Here is a 21,950-nt window from a genome sequence, read left to right as displayed (position 1 = left end):
GCTTGGCTCGTCTCATTTACCAGCATGCCCGAGGCAGCGCTTCACCATTACTTTTCAGTTCTAATTGATCATATTGTTCTCCGCGACAGGTATCAGTGTTTTGTCCTCTTTGTAGCAGTGGCTTAGCGATGATGGTGTATTGCCTGTTATCATTAATAGATTTAATGGTAAGTTCAAATCGTTCATTATCGTAGTCACAAAATGAACATACGCTATTGTTGTCAAATATTTCGTCTATAGGATAGCCCTCACTATGGCGATAATTCTCTTCTAAATAGAGTTGTATTTTGGCCATATCAGCCATTACTTGGCGACGATGCCCCTCTTTCACATAGTGGCTGTAAGTTGGGTAAGCAATACTTGCCAGCACACCGACGATCACCACGGCAATCATTAATTCGATCAGTGTCATGCCGCTCATCTTTTTGTGCAATTCATTGCATTTATTTATTCGAATCATGTCCATTCGTTCTGTTAACCAATCCTTGCCTAGTGTTGATTACTGTTAATATCGAGGCAAGTTGATTTACGACTATCTCTATGTTTGCAAAGGATTTTGGGAAATGGTTCGCGGCTTTACTCTTTTAGAACTGTTAATTACGGTCAGTATTGTGACGCTGATGCTTGCCTTTGCTGCGCCGAGTTATCGTCAGGTAAATCAGCAAATTAAAATGACGGCACTGGCCAATGATTTACATGGCTTTTTTATGCAAGCCAAATCTGAGGCGGTGTTTCGTAATCAAGGGCTTTGGGTTCATATTGAAGGAATGCCATCAAGTACGGGAGAGTGGCAATTGCGGCTTTCTTCAGACGCTTTATTGCCAAGCAATGAAGAATCGAACATTTCAGTTTTTAGTGGCGCCCGATACCGTAATTTATCGGTAAACCATACCAGCTCCATTAACTCGGTGAGATTTGATCATGTCATGGGTAATCCGACTCAAAATGGCAGTATCACCATCAAAGCACACGTTGAAGATAGCCAAGGGATTAGGGTCATTTTGCACAATCGTGCCGGACGAATAAAAGTGTGCACCATAGAAGGAGACCAATATGGCTTTTCCAGTTGCTAAACACCAGCAAATTGGAGCGAGCTTGATTGAGTTTATGATTGCCAGTTTAGTTGGTGTGATGGCTTTAGCGATTATAGGTAGTGTCTTTATCTCTAATCAGCGCGTAGCGTTGCAGCGTAGTCAGGAAATTATGCTTCAGCAACAAATGAGCATGGTGATGCACCAATTGAAACGCGATGTGCTGCGTGCTGGATATAATTATTTAGACAGTTATTCATTGCAGTTTATCGATAAGCCCGATCTCATATCGGTGACAGATCACTCGATAGGTTATGTCTATTATATCCACAATCATTCAGCAGAAAAATTTAGCCATATTCTATATCGCTTAGATTCGAGTAGTTTGAAGTATTGTCAGGCTAATTATCTGATCCCACAGTCTACGGCGAGTATGACTCGTTGTTTTAACTTATTTGATCCTAAGCAGGTGCGAGTGACCCAATTTTCAGTCAAGCGTTTCCCTATTAACGGTCAGGCGGTACAAAGTGCAGTCATTTCGATTGATGTTAGTGCCTCTTTAGTTGCTAACCCTGAGGTGGCCCATTCGATGCAATTGCACATTACGCAAAGGAATTGGCAATCATGAAGCGTCATCAACAAGGCATCGCGACATTACTGATCACGGCGGTCTTGCTCTCAATTACCTTAGTGATAACCCTTGGCTCGTATAAAAATTTGTTTTATCAAATTAAGCGAGCGCAAAATGAAGTGAGTGCTCGGCAAAGTTATTGGTTAGCCGAAGGCGGCGTTGAATGTTTGTATGCTTATATCGCACAAGACCCGACTAGAACTACTGGTTTATTAAAACAAGTTCCCGGTGAAGCCAATAATTGTAAACAGCAACTTCAGCTCGATGAATTGCAACTCATACCATTAGAAAATGGCGTTTATCGTATCCATGCACGTCAAGGATACGCACAGGTGAATAAGCAGATTTATTCATACACGATAGGCACTGGCGCAATTCAAACCAATGCTAATCTGCGCCTAGTGGGGGATTTTGATATTCGACCAGAAGCGGTAGGAGAGGCTGATGAAAACGGCTTTTATGACTGTGTTGCGGTGCGTTATAAGTATCAAGTTGTATTTCATTCTGAAGCGAGTTCCCAACAATCAACGGAAACTGAATCAGAAAAGAATAAACCTAAATCAGAAAATGGCTTAAGAGTATCAGATGCTCAATCTAAGAATAACCCGCTGATGAAGTGTAAAGCAGAGAGCAAAACCTCAATAGCCCGTGGTCAAGGTAAAGATTTTAACACTCAAGACTCATCAGAATTTAAAGCCGATTTTGTGCAAGATACTAAATTTAAACCGTTTGAGTCGTATTTCGGCCTGACCTATAGCACAGAAAATTATCACAAAGTAAAAAGTCAGCATCATGTTATTACACTCAATGGCGCAGAATCTAAAGACTGTATCACGAAGTTGCATCAAGCATTTGCTACTTATAAAGACGTTTGGGTAGTAGGAGACTGCTTTATTCACGGTTCTTTTTTAGCACCCGATGGTCGCTCTTTAGTGGTAGAAAACGGTTTATTTGCTACCAATGGATCCCATGTATATGGTGGCGCATTTTTCCATATGATCAAGAATCCAGAGGTTTTATCGAATGATTGGCAACAAGCACCGTTTTACAATGAGATAAAGCACTTGTTAACGGATAACACGGTGTACGTTGATCGTGGTGCTTTTCGACCGGATGGCGGAATCGTGTTTGATGCTGACGGCATGGATGTGGTGATTCATGGGGCGCTTAATTTGCAGTTCCAATCGAATAAGGAATCACATCAGCGTTCGCAAACCATTTCATTACAACAGGGGAGCTGGCATGGTTATTAAACAAAGAGGCTTTAGCCTGATTGAAGTGATGATTGCTTTTGTGCTCATCGGCGTTGGTGCGTTAAGTTTGGTTAAGTTGCAAATCTTTGTTGAGCAGCGTGCAGATTTTGCGCAGCACAGCATTACTGCACTCAACCTTGCTGAGCAAAAATTAGAATGGTTTCGCACCCGCGGTGCTTCAGCCGCGACGGCGAGTTTAGTTGCGAGTTATCCTCATGACTTTGTTGATGGTGAGGATAGTCGTCATCCTCTCTACCTGTTGCAATGGAGCGTACCCTCAACCCAGTTGTCCGGTGCATTAAAAACCATCGTTGTTCAAGCCACTTGGAAAGACAGATATGGAAAAGATCAATCCGTCCAACTCAAAACGATGATTTCCCAACACAGCGAGTTTGATTAGAGGTTTTATTGCTTCGGGTTTATACAGATCCAATCAAGATATCTCTGCATTATCTACCCTTCTTATTTGAAGCTGCAGCGGTGTTGGCTACTACGTTTTTTCACCCCAATTGCATAGTTTGCCTATCCTCATGGGGATTCACTCACTTGCCGCCTACCTGTAACTCCAAGTCGTTTGGGTATCGACGTTACGATTTATCGCTAGCTTTATAGGTTGATCACTCAATTGTAAAGAGTGTTGTGGGTAGTTTGTTGATGCAATGTTGCTTTTATATAGCAAGGTTGGGCAAAGTGTCTCTGGATGTTTCAGTTGGTTTGGAATTTTGTGCTTCGCCTTGGCTTGTTTTATAGAATCTCATCATGGGCTATGACTCACAATAATTGAGCGCAGATATCGATAGGATGACGTCAATAAGATCAATCTATCAAAATGCACACTGTGACTCTAATTAATAAGCTATCTCCCTAAACACTTTGGTGTGCCCAGTTAGTGACGAACGAAGATCCATGAATAGGATTGGAAAGAGTTTTACCTCGTCATTAGTCAGGAAGGGGATAGGCACAACATGAACTAGGAACTACGGATGAGTAATCAAGCGGTAAACTCAGCACCTACGCAACCATTGAGTCGTATGGATCGTTTTTTAAATTTAATTGAGCGGGTGGGCAATAAAATCCCAGATCCTGCGATACTTTTTTTCTGGGCTCTCATTATCGTTTGGGTCGCTTCAGCTTTACTATCGCAGGCAAGCTTCGATTTAATCAATCCTCGTACTGGCGAAGCGCTGCAAGTGAATAATTTATTAACGGGCACCGAGCTAGCTAACTTTTTGGCCAATATGGTCACCACTTTCACCAGTTTTGCTCCATTAGGCATTGTACTTGTAGCGATGCTTGGTGTCGGTGTTGCTGATTCTTCCGGTTTTATCACCACTGGCTTGAAAAAAATGCTCAATTTTACTCCGGCGCAGTTATTAACGCCGATGTTAATTCTGGTGGCAATCGTCTCTCATACTGCGGCGGATGCTGGTTATGTGCTGGTTATTCCATTAGGCGGCATTATTTTTCATGCGGCGGGGCGTCATCCACTGGCTGGTATTGCGGCGGCCTTTGCTGGGGTATCAGGTGGTTTTGCCGCGAACTTCGTGCCTTCAGGAATTGATCCGCTACTCGCGGGCTTTACCCAAACCGCGGCTCAAGTGCTGGATCCAACTTATCAAGTGAACCCGCTTTCAAATATATTCTTTACCGGATTATCGTCAATGCTGATTGTCGGTATTGGTTGGTATGTCACGGAAAAAATCATCGAACCTCGCCTCAATAGTATACCGATTGACGAAGATGCAGAAACTGCCCCTGATTTAGGTTCATTTTCCGCCATTGAGTCTAAAGCGTTTCGTTATGCTGGTGGCGCAATGCTGCTTGGTATTGGTTTACTGGTTGCCGCACTATGGCCAGAAACATCGGTGCTACGTTCCCCTGAAGGAGAATTGACCGCTTTTTCTGCGCCCGTGATGCGCTCTATTGTCCCTTTGATTTTCATCTTATTTATTATTCCCGGCATTGTTTACGGACGAGTTTCAGGAACGTTTAAAACCAATAATGATGTGATTAAAGCCATGTCCGCCACTATGTCGACCATGGGGGCGTACATCGTGATGGCGTTTTTTTGTGCGCAATTTTTGGCGGCCTTTAGCCAATCAAACATCGGTACTATGCTGGCGCTGTATGGCGCGGAAGGGCTAAAAGCGATGAACTTACCCGGACAAGCAACCATTGTCGGGATGATTTTATTGACTGCGATGGTTAACTTGTTGATAGGCTCCGCGTCTGCAAAATGGGCATTAATTGGTCCAATTTTAGTGCCGATGTTGATGGCGGTTGGCATTTCCCCTGAACTGTCGCAAGCGGCGTATCGGGTGGGGGATTCGGTGTCGAATATCATTTCACCTTTGATGGTCTTCTTCCCATTGGTGGTGGTGTATTGCCAGCGCTATGTGAAGGGGGCGGGTATTGGTACTCTGGCGTCATTAATGATACCGTACTCCATTGCCATGTTGATTGGCTGGACGGTTTTCCTTTTAGCCTATTGGGCACTGGGTATTCCTCTGGGTATTCAAGCGCCTTATACCTACTCTTTATAAGTCAATTGATAGCTGAAGGTTTGCTGTTTCGGCCATGAATAAGAGTAAATGATAATTAAAGCCTGCTGATATAGCAGGCTTTTTTACTATTGTTTAAGCAGGGATGGGAGATGAGTATCAGTCATGGATACCCGTTCAGTCGTTAACTAGCCTTTAAGATACTGTTCGTGAAACTCAAGATGATCGTTGATAAAACTCTGAATAAAGTAGTAGCTATGATCGTAACCAGCATGCAGGCGAAGGGTAAAATTTAACTCATTATTAATGGCTACGGCTTGTAAGGTTTCTGGTTTTAATTGTTCTTTTAAAAAGGGATCCGCTTCCCCTTGATCAACTAAGATAGGCAATGAAGTGCTTTGACGCTTAAGTAACGCAACGGCATCATAGTCTTGCCACGTTAGTTGATCCTCGCCAAGGTAGTGTCGAAACGCTTTTTGTCCCCAAGGACAATCACTGGGATGACAAATCGGACTCAATGCCGAAATAGAGCAATAGCGCTGCGGATTTTTAATGCCGATGGTTAAAGCGCCATGCCCTCCCATGCTATGTCCGGCGATAGATCGACGTTGATTCACCGGAAAGTGCTGCTCGATCAGTGCTGGTAGCTCATCAACAATATAGCTGTACATTTGATAATGCTGCTTCCACGGTTCTTGAGTGGCATTAACGTAAAACCCAGCCCCCAGTCCTAAATCGTAAGCACCTTGTGGATCATCCGCGACAGACTCACCTCGCGGACTAGTATCTGCCGCAACAATAGCAATACCAAGTTCAGCCGCTTTACGAAAAGCGGCGGCTTTTTGCATAAAGTTTTCATCACTGCACGTTAGCCCTGAAAGCCAGTACAACACCGGAACCGGAGTTTGAGGTGAAGCTTGTGGCGGCAGGTAAATCGCAAAACGCATCTCACAATTTAGTACCGATGAGGTATGTTGATACTGTTTATGCCAACCAGAAAATACTTTGGATTGACTGAGAGGGGTAAGGCTCATGAATACGGCTCCTAATTAGCGATGACTTAATGTCGCCAACGGAATGGCGACGACTAAGATTAAGCGGACGGTTGAGAGTGAAAATGCACCACGGAACGAATGCTTTCTCCGGAATGCATTAATTCAAAAGCTTCGTTGATCTTATCTAATGGCATGGTATGGGTAATAAATTCTTGTAAGCCAAATTCTCCGGCTAAGTATTGTTCGACGATAGCCGGTAATTGTGAGCGTCCTTTGACGCCGCCAAACGCACTGCCTCGCCATACTCGACCTGTTACTAACTGAAACGGACGTGTTGCGATCTCTTGCCCTGCACCCGCCACGCCAATGATCACTGATTCTCCCCAACCTTTATGGCAGCACTCTAAAGCTTGACGCATGACATTGACATTACCAATACACTCAAATGAGAAATCAACCCCGCCATCAGTCATTTCGACGATCACTTCCTGAATCGGTTTGGAAAACTGTTGCGGATTAATGCAGTCGGTCGCACCCAATTGCTGTGCTAAGGCAAACTTTTTCTCATTAATATCAATACCAATGATTCGACTGGCTCCTGCCATTCGAGCGCCAATAATCGCGGATAATCCGATCCCGCCAAGGCCAAAAATAGCGACGGTATCTCCTTGTTGAACTTTAGCCGTATTCAATACCGCGCCCATACCGGTTGTTACACCGCAGCCGAGTAGACACACTTCTTCCAATGGTGCTTGTTTATTGACTTTGGCAAGCGAGATTTCAGGCAGTACGGTGTATTCAGAAAAGGTAGAGCAGCCCATATAGTGGTAAATCGGTTGCCCATCTTTATAAAAGCGAGTCGTCCCATCGGGCATTAATCCTTTACCTTGTGTTGCGCGTACCGCTTGGCATAAGTTGGTTTTCCCTGAAGTACAGAATTTGCATTCGCCACATTCGGCAGTGTAGAGCGGGATCACGTGATCACCGACTTCTACGCTAGTCACACCTTCACCGACCATTTCGACAATTCCGCCTCCTTCATGGCCAAGAATAGTCGGAAAAACCCCTTCTGGGTCTTCACCGGAAAGGGTAAAAGCATCGGTATGACAAACACCAGTGGCAACAATTCGTACCAATACTTCGCCTTTACGAGGCAGCATCACATCGACTTCTTCGATGCTCAGTGGTTGATTCGGGCCCCAAGCAATGGCGGCGCGTGATTTGATAAATTTATCTTGTGACATAATCTATTCCTTGCGATATACCCTTCCTACTTGAAGCGTCAGCGGTGTTGGCTACGTTCGTTCACCCCAATCACATAGTTTGCCTATGCTCATGGGGATTCACTCACTTGCCGCCTACCTGCAACTTCAAGTCGTTTGGTTATAGAGAAAAAGCTCAATGGTGAGATAGGGATTCAAGTGGTCACCACGAACTTAAGCCGTTAGGGGAGCCTTGCAGCTCACAACAAGGTCAGTATAGTGCTTTATTTTATTGCTATAATTAGCTCAAAATATGAATGACTTTTACAAATAAGTAATAATGGAGTGGTATGGCAAGTTGGGAAGGCGTGAATGAATTTGTGGCGGTGGCAGAGGTTGGCAGTTTTACTCAGGCGGCTGAGCGTTTGCACACCTCAGTCGCTAACATCAGTCGGCGGGTATTACAACTTGAGGAGAGGTTAGGGATAAAACTCTTGCTCAGGACGACACGTAAAGTCTCGTTAACGGAAGCGGGAATGCTGTATTACCAACAATGTAAAGTGTTGGTTGATGGTTTACTTCAGGCTGAGCAAGCGATAACGCAGATCCAACATACCCCAAGTGGCAAAATTAAAGTGACGGCTCCGGTGACGTATGGGGAGCAAAAAATAGCACCACTATTGCATGATTTTTTACTGCTTTATCCGCAGCTTGAGTTGGAGTTGGTGTTAACCAATCAGAAATTAGATTTGATTGATCAAGGGATTGATTTAGCGATACGTTTAGGGCAATTGGAGGATTCCAGTTTTATCGCTCGTAAACTCAGTGATCGTCGTTTATATGTCTGTGCCAGTGAGGACTATTTAGCGCAATACGGTACCCCCTATGCGTTATCTGAATTAACGCGTCACTCTTGTTTGATTGGTACTCACGATCATTGGCGTTTTAAGGAACATCAACAATCCAGAAGCATCAAAGTGAGTGGGCGGATCCGCTGTAGTAGTGGCATGGTACTGCTGGATGCTGCCTTGAAAGGTATGGGGCTGGCACAGTTACCCGATTATTATGTCACGGAACCTTTAGCTCAGGGCCGTTTAGTCGAGGTGTTAGCGACTTTTCGAGATGATCGTGAAGGAGTATGGGCGCTGTATCCACAAAATCGCCACTTATCGACTAAGGTTCGTCTGTTGGTTGACCATCTAACTCAGCATTTATCGCTTTAAGCTTACCGGATAAAGCGGTTAACGATATACTTTCTATCCCCCGCGACTTGAAGCGACAGCGGTGGTGGCCACGTTCTCACATCGTTTATCTATATGGATGGCGACTCACGTACCCTAACGCCAGGTTGTTGAGGTATATCATTTGTGTAAGAGGTTTTTATGAGCGACAGTCCTTCTTTGTTTTCCCAACAAGATGAAGTCTTTATGCGTCGTGCGATAGCGCTTGCTGCCAAGGCCGAAGCGGAAGGCGAGGTACCCGTTGGGGCGGTATTAGTCAAAGATGGTCAAGTGATCGCTGAGGGTTGGAATCGCTCGATTGGTGGGCATGATGCGACGGCTCATGCTGAGATCCAAGTGTTGCGTCAAGCTGGACAAGCGTTACAAAACTATCGTCTATTAGATACCACTTTATATGTCACCTTAGAACCATGTCCAATGTGTGCTGGCGCTTTGTTACACAGCCGAGTTGCACGGATTGTTTACGGCGCGCCAGATCTCAAAGCGGGAGCCGCAGGAACGGTGCTGAATTTGTTTGCGAGTCAAGCGGCTTACCATTACGCGATCATTGAAAAGGGGTTATTAGAAGAGCAATGCCGTACTCAACTGCAAGCTTTTTTCAAACGTCGTCGGCAAGAAATTAAAGCTCAAAAAGAGCAACAAAAACAAAGGTAAGATAAAAATAGTGATGGGATGTGTTTCTGAGAAGGAGGCTGGCAAACATCTACAGCCTGATTGAGTCTTTGTGTAGATGTTTGCTGATATCCGATCAGTCTATCAGTTGCACGAAGGCACGATGACGTGCGAGCACTTTCTTCTTTGTGTTCGCCAGCATGCGACGGCGACGATTGGCTGATACTGCTTTGTTCAGGAGTTTTGATTGACGTTTTCGTTTCAACATAAACACCCTCCTATTATTATAAAAAATAATTAAACTTATCGATCCCTTACCACTGGAAGTTGCAGCCATGCGGATGGACTTTTTCATGGAGGCTGTAACTAGAAATAGTTAGGGGGGATTCACTCACTTTCCGCCTACCTGCAACCTCAAGTCGTTTGGGTATAGCAAGGTAGAAGTAAAGTGTATCAATACTTTATTACCGTTAAATTTCACACTAGATATTTATGATTTTTAAGTATAAAAATCAAGATATTTTATTAGCGAACACCGAATTTTGTTGGGTAGATGATGAGACCGGTCGCTGTTCGCTAATCAGGATTTACTCGACGTCGACGTGATGGTCATTACTCTCATCCGCGCTCTCTTCTGGCTCGATAGTAATCACTAACAAGTCATCGATTCCGAGATCGGTATCGTTGCTGTGATGTGGATCCATATGGCCGATAATACTTTGATAATAGCGACGGATGTTTTCAACATAAGCGCGAGCTTCATCTCCACGAGCATAACCATAACGCGTTTGCGAGAAATAGCGTTGTTGACGCAAAAGAGGAAGACGATCTTTAACATCGGCCCAAGCATCCGGCGACCCACCTTGTTGGCGAGTTAGGCGGCGAGCATCCATCATATGCCCATAGCCAATATTATACGAAGCCAATGCAAACCAGATTTTTTCATGCTGCGGAACACTGTCTGGAATGCGTGCAACCATTCTGCGTAGATACTCGACACCACCTTGAATCGATTGCTCTGCATCGAGTCGATTGGTCACTCCGACACTGCGCGCCGTTGGTAAGGTGAGCATCATCATTCCGCGAACGCCGGTTGGCGAGCGAGCAATCGGATTCCAGTGTGACTCTTGATAAGCCACCGCAGCAATTAAACGCCAGTCAAATTCTTCTGAATATTTTTGAAACAGCGGTGCCCATTTAGGTAAGCGAGTTTCCAAAGCACGGATAAAGGCGCGAGTATCCACATAGTCAAAGTTACCAACATGACCAATGTATTTCTCTTCTAAAGAGGCTAAGCTTCCAGATTGTTTGAGATTACCGAAAAACTCAATCATTAACGCATATAAGCTTTCATCATCTGAACGCCGCATAAACCACGAAATAGGCTGGTCTTCGGTCATTTCAAAGGCCATCGCGATATCTGGATAAATACGTTGTGAGAGTGAAATTTCTACTGAGTCTGCCATGGTAAACAGCAGCTCACCTTTAGAGACCTGTTTCAATAGCTCACTCACATCACTATCATTATCAATCACGTATTGAAAATCAGGATAACGCTCGGCAACGCTGGCTAATGTCGTAGTAAAATGAGAGTCGTTGACGATTTTAAAAATAGGCTGCTGATCATTATTTGCCAACAGTTCATCTTGTCTGGCGATTAACTGATTAATGTTACGAGGTCGCCATTGGCCAGGTTTATACACCACCTGTTGCGATACATAGTAATAGGCTGGCCCAGCGCGATACTCTTTTAAGCGCTGTTCTGATTGACTTAACCCAGCAGCAATAATATCTATCTCGCCATTTTTTAACGCTGGAAAGAGACTCGATGTACGATAGGCCGGTTTCATTTCTAACCGTACCCCTAGTTCACGAGCAAACTCTCTTGCTAATTCATAATCAAGACCCGCGGGACCATCTGGGCCAATGAAATAGGACAGCTGATTATTCAACGTACCGACTCGTAATACGCCTCTCTCGCGGATTTTTTCTAGCTCACTTTTCGGCTCAGAGTCAATTTGGCAGCCGCTGAGAACGAGCAGGGTTAATGCTAGCCATAGCGCACGATAGAAAAACGTGAAAGAAAATGGGGTCATTGATTAGCGATCTCTTACATCCGGTATGTCTTTATACCAAACCCGAGGCGTTGAAGGCAAAGTTTATACACCATCGCTCAGGAATAGGAACTTAGCGACCTTATTTTTCTGAGCTTCTTGAACAACCTTGTCGAGCGAGCAATGAGGGCTGGTGCAAAATATACGAAAAAATGGCGCAAACGGTTGCTTTTAGTGTTACGTCACAAAAAGAAATCCTCTATAATGCCCTCGCAATAATGAGTCGACATTGGTATTTGTTTATTAATTCATACATAACTATTTGTAATGTAATGAACTTATTCCAATTTCATCTTAATCACTTGTATATAGAGACCTAAGCTCATGAGAATTTTGCGTGGCTCCCCAGCGCTTTCTGAATTTCGCATTCAAAAACTGCTCGAAACGTGTCGTCAACAAGACCTACCAGTTACTGGTATCTATGCTGAGTTTATGCATTTTGCTGATCTTAATGCTGAGCTCGACAGCGCTGAACAGAGTAAATTGCAACAATTACTCACTTACGGCCCAACGATTCAAGAGCACCAACCACAAGGTTTACTGTTGCTAGTCACGCCGCGTCCCGGCACCATCTCTCCTTGGTCTTCTAAAGCCAGTGACATTGCTCATAATTGCGGCTTAGGCAAAATTAAGCGCTTAGAGCGTGGCACGGCTTATTATATTGATAGTCAGAGCCCACTGACTGAGGCTCAAAAAACCGAACTAAGTCAATTACTTCATGATCGGATGATGGAAGTGGTATTCAGTGATTTAGAGTCGGCGAGTGCCTTGTTTACTGTCGCCGAACCTGCACCATTGTTACCAGTTGATATCCTCACCGGCGGCCGCGCTGCGCTTGAACAAGCAAACGTTTCCCTTGGTTTGGCATTAGCCGACGATGAAATTGACTACTTAGTCGAGAGTTTTACTCGTTTAGGTCGTAACCCTAATGACATTGAGTTAATGATGTTTGCGCAAGCTAACTCTGAGCATTGTCGCCATAAAATCTTTAATGCCGATTGGACGATTGATGGCGTAGAGCAGAAAAAATCGCTGTTTAAGATGATCAAAAATACCTTTGAAGTTACCCCTGATCACGTCCTTTCTGCTTATAAAGATAACGCTGCCGTTATGACCGGTTCTAAAGTCGGCCGTTTCTTCCCGGATCCCGATTCTCGTCAATACACTTATCATCATGAAGATGCCCATATCTTAATGAAGGTAGAAACGCATAATCACCCAACGGCTATTTCACCATGGCCCGGTGCGGCAACGGGTTCGGGCGGTGAGATCCGTGATGAAGGCGCAACCGGTATCGGTGGTAAACCGAAGGCTGGATTAGTCGGTTTCAGCGTGTCTAACCTACGTATTCCTGGGTTTGTTCAACCGTGGGAAAGTGATTTTGGTAAGCCAAGTCGGATTGTCACCGCGTTAGACATTATGCTCGAAGGTCCACTAGGCGGCGCGGCGTTTAATAATGAGTTTGGTCGTCCTAACTTATTGGGTTATTTCCGAACCTATGAAGAGCAAGTGATCTCTCATGCGGGAGAAGAGGTTCGCGGCTATCATAAACCGATTATGATCGCTGGTGGGATGGGCAATATTCGCGCAGATCATGTGCAGAAAAAAGTGATCCCTGTTGGTGCGCAGTTAATTGTGCTGGGTGGCCCAGCGATGAATATTGGACTTGGTGGTGGTGCGGCATCGTCGATGGCATCGGGTCAATCAGCAGAAGATTTGGATTTTGCTTCTGTACAACGTGAAAATCCGGAAATGGAACGTCGCTGCCAAGAGGTTATCGACCGCTGTTGGCAAATGGGTGACGCTAACCCGATTGCCTTTATTCATGATGTTGGGGCGGGTGGTATTTCTAATGCCCTTCCTGAGTTAGTCAATGATGGTGATCGCGGCGGTAAATTCCAACTCCGTGATGTGCCCAACGATGAACCGGACATGAGTCCACTAGAAATCTGGTGTAATGAATCTCAAGAACGTTATGTGCTAGCGGTTGCTCCAGAAAACATGCCAGTGTTTGAAGCGATTTGTAAACGTGAACGCGCCCCTTATGCGGTGGTTGGCGAAGCGACTCAAGAGCGCCATTTAACCCTTGAAGATAGCCATTTCGATAATACGCCGATTGATATGCCGATGGATATTTTGCTGGGTAAGCCACCGAAAATGCATCGTCAAGCCACTACGCAACAAGTACAAAGTCCGGCGTTAGACCGCTCTAATATTGAGATGAATGACGCTATTGATCGCGTCCTACGCTTGCCAGCCGTGGCCGAAAAAACCTTCTTAATTACCATTGGTGACCGCTCGGTAACTGGATTAGTGGCACGTGATCAGATGGTTGGGCCTTGGCAGGTGCCAGTAGCGAACTGTGCGGTAACCGCGGCCAGTTACGACACTTATCATGGCGAAGCGATGTCAATGGGCGAGCGTACGCCAGTTGCGTTGCTCGATTTTGCTGCTTCAGCACGCTTGGCGGTTGGTGAAGCGATCACCAACATTGCCGCCACGCATATTGGTGATATTAAACATATCAAGCTGTCTGCCAACTGGATGTCGCCAGCAGGGCACCCCGGTGAAGATGCCGGGCTTTATGCTGCAGTGAAAGCAGTTGGTGAAGAGCTTTGTCCGGCATTAGGGTTAACCATTCCCGTCGGTAAAGACTCCATGTCAATGAAAACCCAATGGCAAGATGATCAAGGGCAATCTCAATCGGTGACGTCACCATTATCACTGGTGATTACCGCTTTTGCTCGGGTGGAAGATGTGCGCAAAACCATCACTCCTCAGTTGAGAACCGATAAAGGTGAAACAAGCTTAGTTCTGATTGATTTGGGTAATGGTAAAAATCGCCTTGGTGCAACAGCGCTGGCTCAAGTTTATAAACAGTTAGGCGATAAGCCAGCAGATGTTGATAACGCTGCGCAGTTAAAAGGTTTTTATAACGCGGTTCAAACGCTGGTCGCCCAGCAACAAGTGCTCGCTTATCACGATAAGGGTGATGGTGGTTTACTGGTTACGTTAGCAGAAATGGCCTTTGCTGGGCATTGTGGGATTGACGCTAATATTGCACCATTGGGCGATGACCACTTAGCGATTCTGTTTAATGAAGAGCTTGGCGCTGTATTGCAGGTGCGCAACGAGGCGCTGACTTCAGTACTGGCTACCTTAGCGAATCATGGATTACAAGCCTGTTGCCATGTGATTGGTACTGTAACGAACTCGGATACGTTACGTATTACTTCAAATCAGCAAGTTGTGGTTGAACGTAACCGCACCCAGCTACGCACTATTTGGGCAGAAATGACCCATAAAATGCAGGCATTGCGCGATAACCCACGCTGCGCTGATCAAGAGTTTGCGGCTAAGCAAGATAACCTTGATCCGGGCTTGAATGCTCAGTTAACGTTTGATGTCCAGCAAGATATTGCCGCGCCGTATATTGCTAAGGGAAGCAAACCCAATATGGCTATCTTGCGTGAGCAAGGGGTCAACTCACACGTGGAAATGGCTGCTGCCTTCGATCGCGCTGGCTTTAATGCCGTCGATATTCACATGAGTGATATTTTAACGGGGCAAGTCGCTCTTGATGAGTACCATGGTTTGGTCGCTTGTGGCGGTTTCTCTTACGGAGATGTGCTCGGTGCTGGTGAGGGATGGGCGAAATCGGTCTTATTTAACCCCCAAGCTCGTGAGCAATTTGAGCGCTTTTTCCAACGCCAAGATACCTTTTCATTAGGGGTATGTAACGGTTGTCAAATGCTGTCTAATTTAAAAAGCTTGATCCCGGGTGCTGAGTTATGGCCACGGTTTGTGCGCAATGAATCTGAGCGTTTTGAAGCGCGCTTTAGTTTGGTGGAAATTCAACCGTCGCCGTCACTGTTTTTTAATCAGATGGCTGGTTCACGGATGCCGATTGCCGTTTCTCACGGTGAAGGCCGAGTGGAAGTGCGTGATAGCCGTCATTTAGACGCGATAGAGCAATCTGGTACGGTGGCGCTGCGTTTTGTGGATAACCATGGTCAAGCGACTCAACAATACCCGAACAACCCGAATGGCTCGCCAAATGCGATTACTGGCTTAACGACCCAAGATGGCCGAGTGACGATCATGATGCCGCATCCTGAGCGAGTATTCCGTACGGTTGCCAACTCATGGCATCCTGATCATTGGGGAGAAAATGGTCCTTGGATGCGTATGTTCCAAAATGCGCGTAAAAACCTCGGTTAAGTTTACTTTTTAATGGAGCGATGCTCGCGCTCTAATACCCCATCAAGCCGCGGTTCGTCTGCGGCTTGATGCTATCGGTTGAGCGTAAAATTTTGCAAAAAAAGCGGAAAAATAGTGAAATTTGTGCTCTAATGCCGCGCTTACCAAGGGATGGTGTTCAACATATTCAGCGGCTAAGCCAGTCGGCTCTAAGCGCGATTAACGTTGATGAGTAATCCCTTCTTCTTCCCTTAGGAAAATGAAAATGTCAGACAGTAAAAAATTCACGATTAAAGTGACCGAAAAGAATAATGGTTGGGCGGCAGAAATTGTTCGTCAAGTTACCTCCCGTCGCACCGTCGTTTCAAAGCGCGAAATGGGTTTTGAGAGCGAAGCACAGGCACAAGCTTGGGCTGAAAAAGAGTTGATTGGTTTTATTGAAAGCCAAGCTAAGCGTAATGAGCGCAAAGCCGTTGCAAGAAAAGAAAAACAAGAGAAACAAGAGAAACAAGACTAACGCGTTTCGTTTCGTCGACTTGTTGGATGATAAAAAACCCACTTCAATTTGTGGGTTTTTTACATTTATGGCCCATACCATCTTGTCTATCAAGTCGAGCTATGCGTATTAGCGAAACTGACCAACCTCAGGTAAAAACTCAAACCCCGCATTGGCCAAGCGTGCTTCTAATGCCTGACGATCGATAGCAAAATGATCACTCAACTTATCAAGGTCACCAGCAAACTCATCGCGCAGCTTCATATTAACGATACTCATCAGCATGATGGGATCCATATTCGCAAAATTGTCGAGCATCATGCTTAGTCCTCAAAATCAGAAATGAGCAAATTGGCAGCAGCGAAAGCGGCTTTTTCTTGAGTGTCTTTAGGCAGAGTCGGATCGGCAGCAATATCATTTAAGGTTTTTACTGCGCAGGAGATAGCTTTAGGGATATAGCCTTGATCGCCACTGCCAATTTGTGCGTACAGCTCGCGGACTAAATCACAACAATCGTAAACTCGCATCTGGGTTTCCTATTGATAGATGATAACGGCTCGCAATGATACACAGGGTATGTTCAGAAAACAAAATCATTCTCTCGTTTCCGACTTGAAGCGATAAGGGCTCTATACATTAATGGTGAATAGATAGTCTTGGAACCCACATGGGATAGAACTGATTTTTGCCGTTTTTAAGGTGGAGCTTTTAAGCAGCATCGATAAAAAAGGCTGCCATTCAGCAGCCTTCATTGAGAATGAGTGATGGATGATCATCCACTCACATCGCTTATCTATCGCCCAATTGCTCGTGAATAAAGCTCACCATATTGGCCATGGGGACGGCAGATTTTTCACCACTGCGACGATGTTTATACTCAAAGTTGCCTTCATCCATGCTGCGATCACCGATGATGATCGTATACGGAATACCGATCAGTTCCATATCCGAGAACATCACGCCTGGGCGCTCTTTACGATCGTCAAACAAGACTTCAATACCGGCTGCGGTTAATTCCGCATAGAGTGTTTCCGCCGCTTGTTGAACTCGCTCAGATTTGTGCATGTTCATTGGTACAATCGCGACTTGGAAAGGGGCGAGTGCATCTGGCCAGATAATGCCGTACTTATCATGGTTTTGCTCGATGGCTGAAGCCACAACACGAGAAACCCCAATCCCATAACAACCCATTTCTAAAATAGTGTGTTTACCATTGGAATCGAGTACGCCACAGTTCATCTTTTCCGAGTAGTTAGTCCCTAGCTGGAAGATATGACCCACTTCGATACCGCGTTTCAGCATCAAGGTTCCTTTACCGCATGGGCTTGGGTCGCCTTCAACGACGTTACGCAGATCTTCCACTTTCGCTAGCTCAACATCACGGCCCCAGTTAATACCGAAGTAGTGTTTGCCGTCAATATTGGCACCCGCGCCAAAGTCACTCATCACCGCTACAGTGCGATCAACGATAAATGGTAGCTGAAGGCCGACTGGTCCAAGAGAACCAGGACCTGCACCAATCAGCGCGCGAATTTCTTCTTCGCTGGCCATTTCTAATGGAGCGGCAACTTCAGCGAGTTTCTCTGCTTTGATTTCATTGAGTTCATGATCACCACGGATGATCAGTGCCACGATAGGGGCATCGATCTCATCAGAGGCTTTGACAAACAGTGTTTTAACGGTTTTCTCGATCGGTAGACCGTGCTGCTCAACCAATTCAGCGATGGTTTTTGCGTTTGGTGTATCAACCAGCGTCATTTCTTGGGTTGGAGCTGGGCGCTCGATTGCTGGCGCTACCGCTTCCGCTTTTTCAATGTTGGCTGCGTAATCTGACTCAGTAGAGAAAGCAATAATGTCCTCACCACTTTCAGCCAGCACGTGGAATTCATGCGAACCGTTACCACCAATCGCACCGGTATCGGCTAATACGGGACGGTAATCCAGCCCCATACGATCGAAGGCTTTACAGTAAGCGTCGTGCATCGCTTGGTACGATTTTTCTAGACCATCTTTGTCGATATCAAAGCTGTAAGCATCCATCATACAAAATTCACGGGCACGCATCACACCAAAACGAGGGCGGCGTTCATCACGGAATTTGGTTTGAATTTGGTACAGGTTCAACGGCAGTTGCTTGTAAGAGCTGACCTCGTTACGAACGAGGCTGGTTATTACTTCTTCAGCCGTTGGGCTAAGAACAAACGGACGAGTATGGCGGTCAGTAAAGCGAAGTAGTTCCGGGCCCATTTTTTCTGAGCGGCCGGTCTCTTCCCACAGTTCAAACGGCTGGACAACGGGCATCAAGGTTTCAATCGCACCGGCGTTATCGATCTCTTGACGAACGATGTTTTCGACTTTACGCAGTACACGCAGACCAGTAGGTAGCCAAGTATAAAGACCTGAAGCCAGCTTACGGATCATACCTGCACGTAACATGAGCTGGTGGCTCACGACTTCAGCGTCGTTTGGAGTCTCCTTCAGAGTAGAAAGAAGATATTGACTGGTACGCATTCTATGGTATCCGTTTCATCATGATTGAAAAGCCCCTCATCATTATGAGGGCGTAAAATTAAGCCTTGTATAATATCAGCCAATCGGCTTTGTCAAAAGCGTTCAATGCTCGTTACTGTCACTAACTTATCGAGAACGGTAAATTTCACATTCAAATTGAACAAATTGACCGCATATTCCTTATTGTCCAGTTGGTTTTTCTTGTAGGCGGGACGTGGATCTTGCGCTAAAACCTGCTCAATCACTTGTTGTTCATGGTGATGTCCCGTAAGTCTATTGAGTTGTGTTTGTGATTGAGGGGAGAAAACCACAGGCAACCGCTCTGGTTCATGGTCGGCATAGCCTCCGGTCGCTTGAGGAATTGCATCCGAGTATGGAATATAAGGCTTAATATCAATCACTGGTGTGTGATTGACCAAATCGACACTGCCTAACTCAAGAAACAATTGCTCACCTTGTTTGGTTATCCCTTTTAGTTCAACGGCAGACATACCGATGCCATTCGGGCGAAAGGTTGAGCGGGAAGCAAAGACTCCAACCCGTTCATTGCCACCAAGGCGAGGTGGTCTTACCGTTGGCTTCCAGCCTGCGGCCAAATTTTGATCAAATAAGAACAGTAACCAGAGATGAGAAAATTGTTCAATGCCACGCACGGCTTCCGGGGTATTCGCCGTCCCGAGGAGTTTTAAACGTGCGGTTGCGGCGGGCACTAAGCGAGGTTGACGAGGAACCGCAAATTTTTCTTGATAGGGGCTTTCAATAATACCAATAGGATCAATTGTATACATAACCGAACGCTGAATAATAAGAATGAGACATGCCAACATAGCACATTTTTTACTTGCATTTTCAGTTGATAATGATTATTAATTGATATGTTATAATATATCAATTTTCGGAGGGGCTATGAAAGTAGGAATTCATCCTGAATATCGACCAGTGGTGTTCCATGATACCAGTGTTGATAAATATTTTATGATTGGTTCGACATTAAAAACCGATCGCACGATCGAGTGGCAAGATGGCAAAACTTACCCTTATTTTACGGTCGAAGTTTCAGCAGAATCGCACCCTTACTACACGGGTAAGCAGCGTGTGATTCAAAAAGAGGGACGTGTGGCTAACTTTAATCGTCGCTTTGCTCAATTTACCAAGGAATAAACCATGAAAGTCTTAAGTTCGTTAAAAAGCGCAAAATTACGCCATCCAGATTGCCAAATTGTCAAAAGACGGGGCCGTTTGTACGTGATTTGTAAAACCAATCCGCGCTTTAAAGCCGTGCAGCGTTAAAAATTGGACAGGATCATGAACAGCGAAAGGAAGGCGGTTTAGGTTCGATCACAAAACACGTTAAACAGTAATGACTCATCAGATGATTGATTTACCGATTAATCATCTGATTTTTTGTTTAAAATTGGTTAAAAATAAGACTGAAATTTACACTTTGTAACATGTTCAATTTTTACTTATTCGTTTCCTCAAGTAATCTGCGCTCGATTTTGACATTTTTGTCACATATGAGTAGGAATAATAACAAGGAGGGAACAGATGAGTTCATCTGCTTCGATTAATCAACCAGCACCGAAAAAACCGCGCTTTACACGGTTTTTAGATGCTGTGGAATATTTAGGGAATTTATTACCTCATCCCATCACACTGTTTGCCATTTTTTGCGTGGCAATTTTAGTCGCCTCAGGTATTGCTGGTTATTTTGAAGTATCGGTTGTCGATCCCCGACCTGAAGGTGCAAGAGGTCGTGCTTCCGATGGTATGATCCATGTGGTCAGCTTACTGAATGGCGATGGTTTACAGCGCATTGTGACCAATCTTGTTACTAACTTTACCGGTTTTGCTCCTTTGGGCACGGTGTTAGTTGCCATGCTGGGTGTCTCGATTGCTGAGCATTCTGGCCTGCTGTCTGCTGCGATCCGTGGCATGGTGATGGGCGCTTCAAAACGCATGGTTACGTTTACGGTTATTTTTGCCGGTATTATGTCTAACACGGCGGGTGAACTGGGTTATGTGGTGCTTATTCCACTTGCCGCCATGCTGTTCCATTCATTAGGGCGTCATCCTTTAGCTGGCTTAGCGGCTGCGTTTGCGGGTGTTTCTGGTGGTTATTCTGCCAACCTACTCATTGGTACGGTCGATCCGCTGCTTTCTGGGATTACGGAAACGGCGGCGCGAATTTTGGACCCAGAATACATCGTAGGCCCAGAAGTAAACTGGTACTTTATGGCCGTTTCCACCTTCTTTATTGCAATTGCTGGTGCTTGGGTTACGGAAAAAATTGTTGAGCCTAAATTGGGTAAGTACAATGTGGCTGAAGCGGGTGATGATTTATCACAAGATAAAATGGGCTTTTTGACCGATGTGGAAAAGAAAGGCTTAAAATACGCTGGATTTGCCACCGTCGTTGTCTGCGGACTATTAGCTTGGACGATTGTGCCGGAAAATGGCGTATTGCGTCACCCTGAAACCGGGCTGGTTGCGGGTTCCCCGTTCTTACGCAGTATCGTTGCTTTCATCTTTGTGTTCTTTGCTGTTCCTGGCTTTGTCTACGGTAAAGTCGTTGGTACGATGAAAAATGACCGCGATGTGATTGATGCGATGGCAAAATCCATGTCCTCAATGGGCATGTATATTGTGTTGGTATTTTTTGCCGCTCAGTTTGTAGCATTTTTTAGCTGGACTAACTTTGGTCAAGTGTTTGCTGTCGGTGGTGCTTCCTTCTTGCAAACCATTGGTTTGACTGGTCCAATGCTGTTTTTTGCTTTTATTCTGATGTGTGGCTTTATTAACCTGATGATCGGCTCGGCTTCAGCACAATGGGCGGTCACGGCACCTATTTTTGTGCCTATGTTGATGCTTGTTGGCTATGCACCGGAGACCATTCAAGCGGCGTACCGTATTGGTGACTCTGTGACCAATATCATTACCCCCATGATGAGTTATTTTGGTTTGATATTAGCGATTGCGAGTCGATACATTAAAAATCTAGGCATTGGTACGCTGATTGCGGTCATGATCCCTTATACGATTGTCTTTACATTAGGTTGGAGTCTACTGTTCTTTGTATGGGTGTTTGTGCTGGGTATGCCTGTCGGGCCGGGCGCTGCAACCTATTATATTCCTTAATCTTTTCACTTTAACGAAAGAGTAA

At 45.2% G+C, this 21,950-nt stretch carries 21 protein-coding genes; 12 read left to right on the top strand and 9 right to left on the bottom strand.

Going from position 1 to position 21,950, the window contains the following annotated elements; translation table 11 throughout:
• Positions 1-16: 16 nt before the first annotated feature.
• Positions 17-466 carry a type IV pilin protein gene (locus CAG58_RS07965; protein WP_161425932.1) on the bottom strand — a complete coding sequence of 150 codons (450 nt, stop codon included), beginning with the start codon at positions 464-466 and terminating at the stop codon, positions 17-19.
• Between the two features lie 97 nt (positions 467-563).
• Between CAG58_RS07965 and CAG58_RS07960 the strand changes: the two genes are divergently transcribed.
• The 5 genes from CAG58_RS07960 (at position 564) to CAG58_RS07940 (ending at position 5,458) form a co-directional block, all read left to right on the top strand.
• Positions 564-1,073 carry a GspH/FimT family pseudopilin gene (locus CAG58_RS07960; protein ID WP_040904604.1) on the top strand — a complete coding sequence of 170 codons (510 nt, stop codon included), beginning with the start codon at positions 564-566 and terminating at the stop codon, positions 1,071-1,073.
• A complete protein-coding gene (locus tag CAG58_RS07955; RefSeq protein WP_161425931.1) occupies positions 1,054-1,659 on the top strand; it encodes a pilus assembly protein PilW in 606 nt (201 codons plus the stop codon). Before CAG58_RS07960 ends, CAG58_RS07955 begins: the two co-directional genes overlap by 20 nt.
• Complete coding sequence (locus CAG58_RS07950) at positions 1,656-2,915, top strand: hypothetical protein (RefSeq protein WP_161425930.1); 1,260 nt, start codon at positions 1,656-1,658, stop codon at positions 2,913-2,915. The genes CAG58_RS07955 and CAG58_RS07950 overlap by 4 nt, the downstream gene beginning before the upstream one ends.
• A complete protein-coding gene (locus CAG58_RS07945; protein ID WP_161425929.1) occupies positions 2,905-3,315 on the top strand; it encodes a type IV pilus modification PilV family protein in 411 nt (136 codons plus the stop codon). The genes CAG58_RS07950 and CAG58_RS07945 overlap by 11 nt, the downstream gene beginning before the upstream one ends.
• Before the next feature lie 583 nt (positions 3,316-3,898).
• Positions 3,899-5,458 (top strand): AbgT family transporter, encoded by a 1,560-nt coding sequence (locus tag CAG58_RS07940; RefSeq protein ID WP_161425928.1) that lies wholly within the window; start codon positions 3,899-3,901, stop codon positions 5,456-5,458.
• Positions 5,459-5,604: 146 nt separating this feature from the next.
• Here CAG58_RS07940 and fghA read toward each other — a convergent pair whose 3' ends face one another.
• Both fghA and CAG58_RS07930 read right to left on the bottom strand, forming a co-directional pair.
• On the bottom strand, positions 5,605-6,450 hold the full coding sequence (gene fghA / locus CAG58_RS07935) for an S-formylglutathione hydrolase (RefSeq protein WP_154168832.1): 846 nt from the start codon (positions 6,448-6,450) through the stop codon (positions 5,605-5,607).
• Positions 6,451-6,509: 59 nt separating this feature from the next.
• Positions 6,510-7,655, bottom strand: a complete 1,146-nt coding sequence (locus CAG58_RS07930; protein ID WP_161425927.1) for an S-(hydroxymethyl)glutathione dehydrogenase/class III alcohol dehydrogenase — start codon at positions 7,653-7,655, stop codon at positions 6,510-6,512.
• 308 nt (positions 7,656-7,963) lie between these two features.
• On the opposite strand from CAG58_RS07930, the gene CAG58_RS07925 reads away from it, so the two are divergent.
• Together CAG58_RS07925 and tadA are read left to right on the top strand one after the other, a co-directional pair.
• Positions 7,964-8,836 carry a LysR family transcriptional regulator gene (locus tag CAG58_RS07925; RefSeq protein WP_158138036.1) on the top strand — a complete coding sequence of 291 codons (873 nt, stop codon included), beginning with the start codon at positions 7,964-7,966 and terminating at the stop codon, positions 8,834-8,836.
• A 159-nt stretch (positions 8,837-8,995) separates the two neighbouring features.
• Positions 8,996-9,508: a tRNA adenosine(34) deaminase TadA gene (tadA, locus tag CAG58_RS07920; RefSeq protein ID WP_161425926.1), complete on the top strand. Its 513-nt coding sequence runs from the start codon at positions 8,996-8,998 to the stop codon at positions 9,506-9,508.
• A 94-nt stretch (positions 9,509-9,602) separates the two neighbouring features.
• Here the strand turns inward: tadA and CAG58_RS17060 are convergent, their stop codons facing one another.
• Together CAG58_RS17060 and mltF are read right to left on the bottom strand one after the other, a co-directional pair.
• Complete coding sequence (locus tag CAG58_RS17060; RefSeq protein ID WP_004395771.1) at positions 9,603-9,734, bottom strand: hypothetical protein; 132 nt, start codon at positions 9,732-9,734, stop codon at positions 9,603-9,605.
• 319 nt (positions 9,735-10,053) lie between these two features.
• On the bottom strand, positions 10,054-11,562 hold the full coding sequence (mltF, locus tag CAG58_RS07915) for a membrane-bound lytic murein transglycosylase MltF (protein WP_161429746.1): 1,509 nt from the start codon (positions 11,560-11,562) through the stop codon (positions 10,054-10,056).
• Positions 11,563-11,904: 342 nt separating this feature from the next.
• Here mltF and purL point away from each other — a divergent pair, with 342 nt between their 5' ends.
• The gene (gene purL, locus CAG58_RS07910; RefSeq protein ID WP_161426472.1) at positions 11,905-15,801 is read left to right on the top strand and encodes a phosphoribosylformylglycinamidine synthase; all 3,897 of its coding nucleotides are present in this window, start codon (positions 11,905-11,907) and stop codon (positions 15,799-15,801) included.
• A gap of 244 nt (positions 15,802-16,045) precedes the next feature.
• Complete coding sequence (locus CAG58_RS07905) at positions 16,046-16,297, top strand: DUF3622 domain-containing protein (RefSeq protein ID WP_158144151.1); 252 nt, start codon at positions 16,046-16,048, stop codon at positions 16,295-16,297.
• A 108-nt stretch (positions 16,298-16,405) separates the two neighbouring features.
• On the opposite strand, the gene CAG58_RS07900 is transcribed toward CAG58_RS07905, so the two are convergent.
• The 4 genes from CAG58_RS07900 to tsaA all read right to left on the bottom strand — a co-directional run bounded on the left by CAG58_RS07900 (position 16,406) and on the right by tsaA (position 19,575).
• Positions 16,406-16,597 (bottom strand): DUF4250 domain-containing protein, encoded by a 192-nt coding sequence (locus CAG58_RS07900; RefSeq protein ID WP_040904594.1) that lies wholly within the window; start codon positions 16,595-16,597, stop codon positions 16,406-16,408.
• A 2-nt stretch (positions 16,598-16,599) separates the two neighbouring features.
• Positions 16,600-16,803: a YaeP family protein gene (locus CAG58_RS07895; RefSeq protein WP_004395765.1), complete on the bottom strand. Its 204-nt coding sequence runs from the start codon at positions 16,801-16,803 to the stop codon at positions 16,600-16,602.
• A 262-nt stretch (positions 16,804-17,065) separates the two neighbouring features.
• Positions 17,066-18,787: a proline--tRNA ligase gene (locus tag CAG58_RS07890; protein ID WP_161426471.1), complete on the bottom strand. Its 1,722-nt coding sequence runs from the start codon at positions 18,785-18,787 to the stop codon at positions 17,066-17,068.
• Between the two features lie 92 nt (positions 18,788-18,879).
• A complete protein-coding gene (tsaA, locus tag CAG58_RS07885) occupies positions 18,880-19,575 on the bottom strand; it encodes a tRNA (N6-threonylcarbamoyladenosine(37)-N6)-methyltransferase TrmO (protein WP_154168818.1) in 696 nt (231 codons plus the stop codon).
• A gap of 118 nt (positions 19,576-19,693) precedes the next feature.
• On the opposite strand from tsaA, the gene CAG58_RS07880 reads away from it, so the two are divergent.
• From CAG58_RS07880 to CAG58_RS07870, 3 genes are all read left to right on the top strand, one after another.
• Entirely contained in the window at positions 19,694-19,948 is a 255-nt protein-coding gene (locus CAG58_RS07880; RefSeq protein ID WP_154168816.1) for a type B 50S ribosomal protein L31, read from the top strand.
• Positions 19,949-19,951: 3 nt separating this feature from the next.
• Positions 19,952-20,077: a type B 50S ribosomal protein L36 gene (gene ykgO / locus CAG58_RS07875; protein ID WP_040904587.1), complete on the top strand. Its 126-nt coding sequence runs from the start codon at positions 19,952-19,954 to the stop codon at positions 20,075-20,077.
• A gap of 258 nt (positions 20,078-20,335) precedes the next feature.
• Positions 20,336-21,925 (top strand): AbgT family transporter, encoded by a 1,590-nt coding sequence (locus CAG58_RS07870; RefSeq protein ID WP_161426470.1) that lies wholly within the window; start codon positions 20,336-20,338, stop codon positions 21,923-21,925.
• The last annotated feature ends 25 nt before the right edge of the window (positions 21,926-21,950 follow it).

The sequence above is a fragment of the Vibrio sp. V31_P5A7T61 genome (assembly GCF_009904895.1).
Classification (GTDB): domain Bacteria; phylum Pseudomonadota; class Gammaproteobacteria; order Enterobacterales; family Vibrionaceae; genus Vibrio; species Vibrio metschnikovii.
Note: the sequence above shows the minus strand (reverse complement) of the source record. Positions and strands in the feature narration are given on the sequence as shown.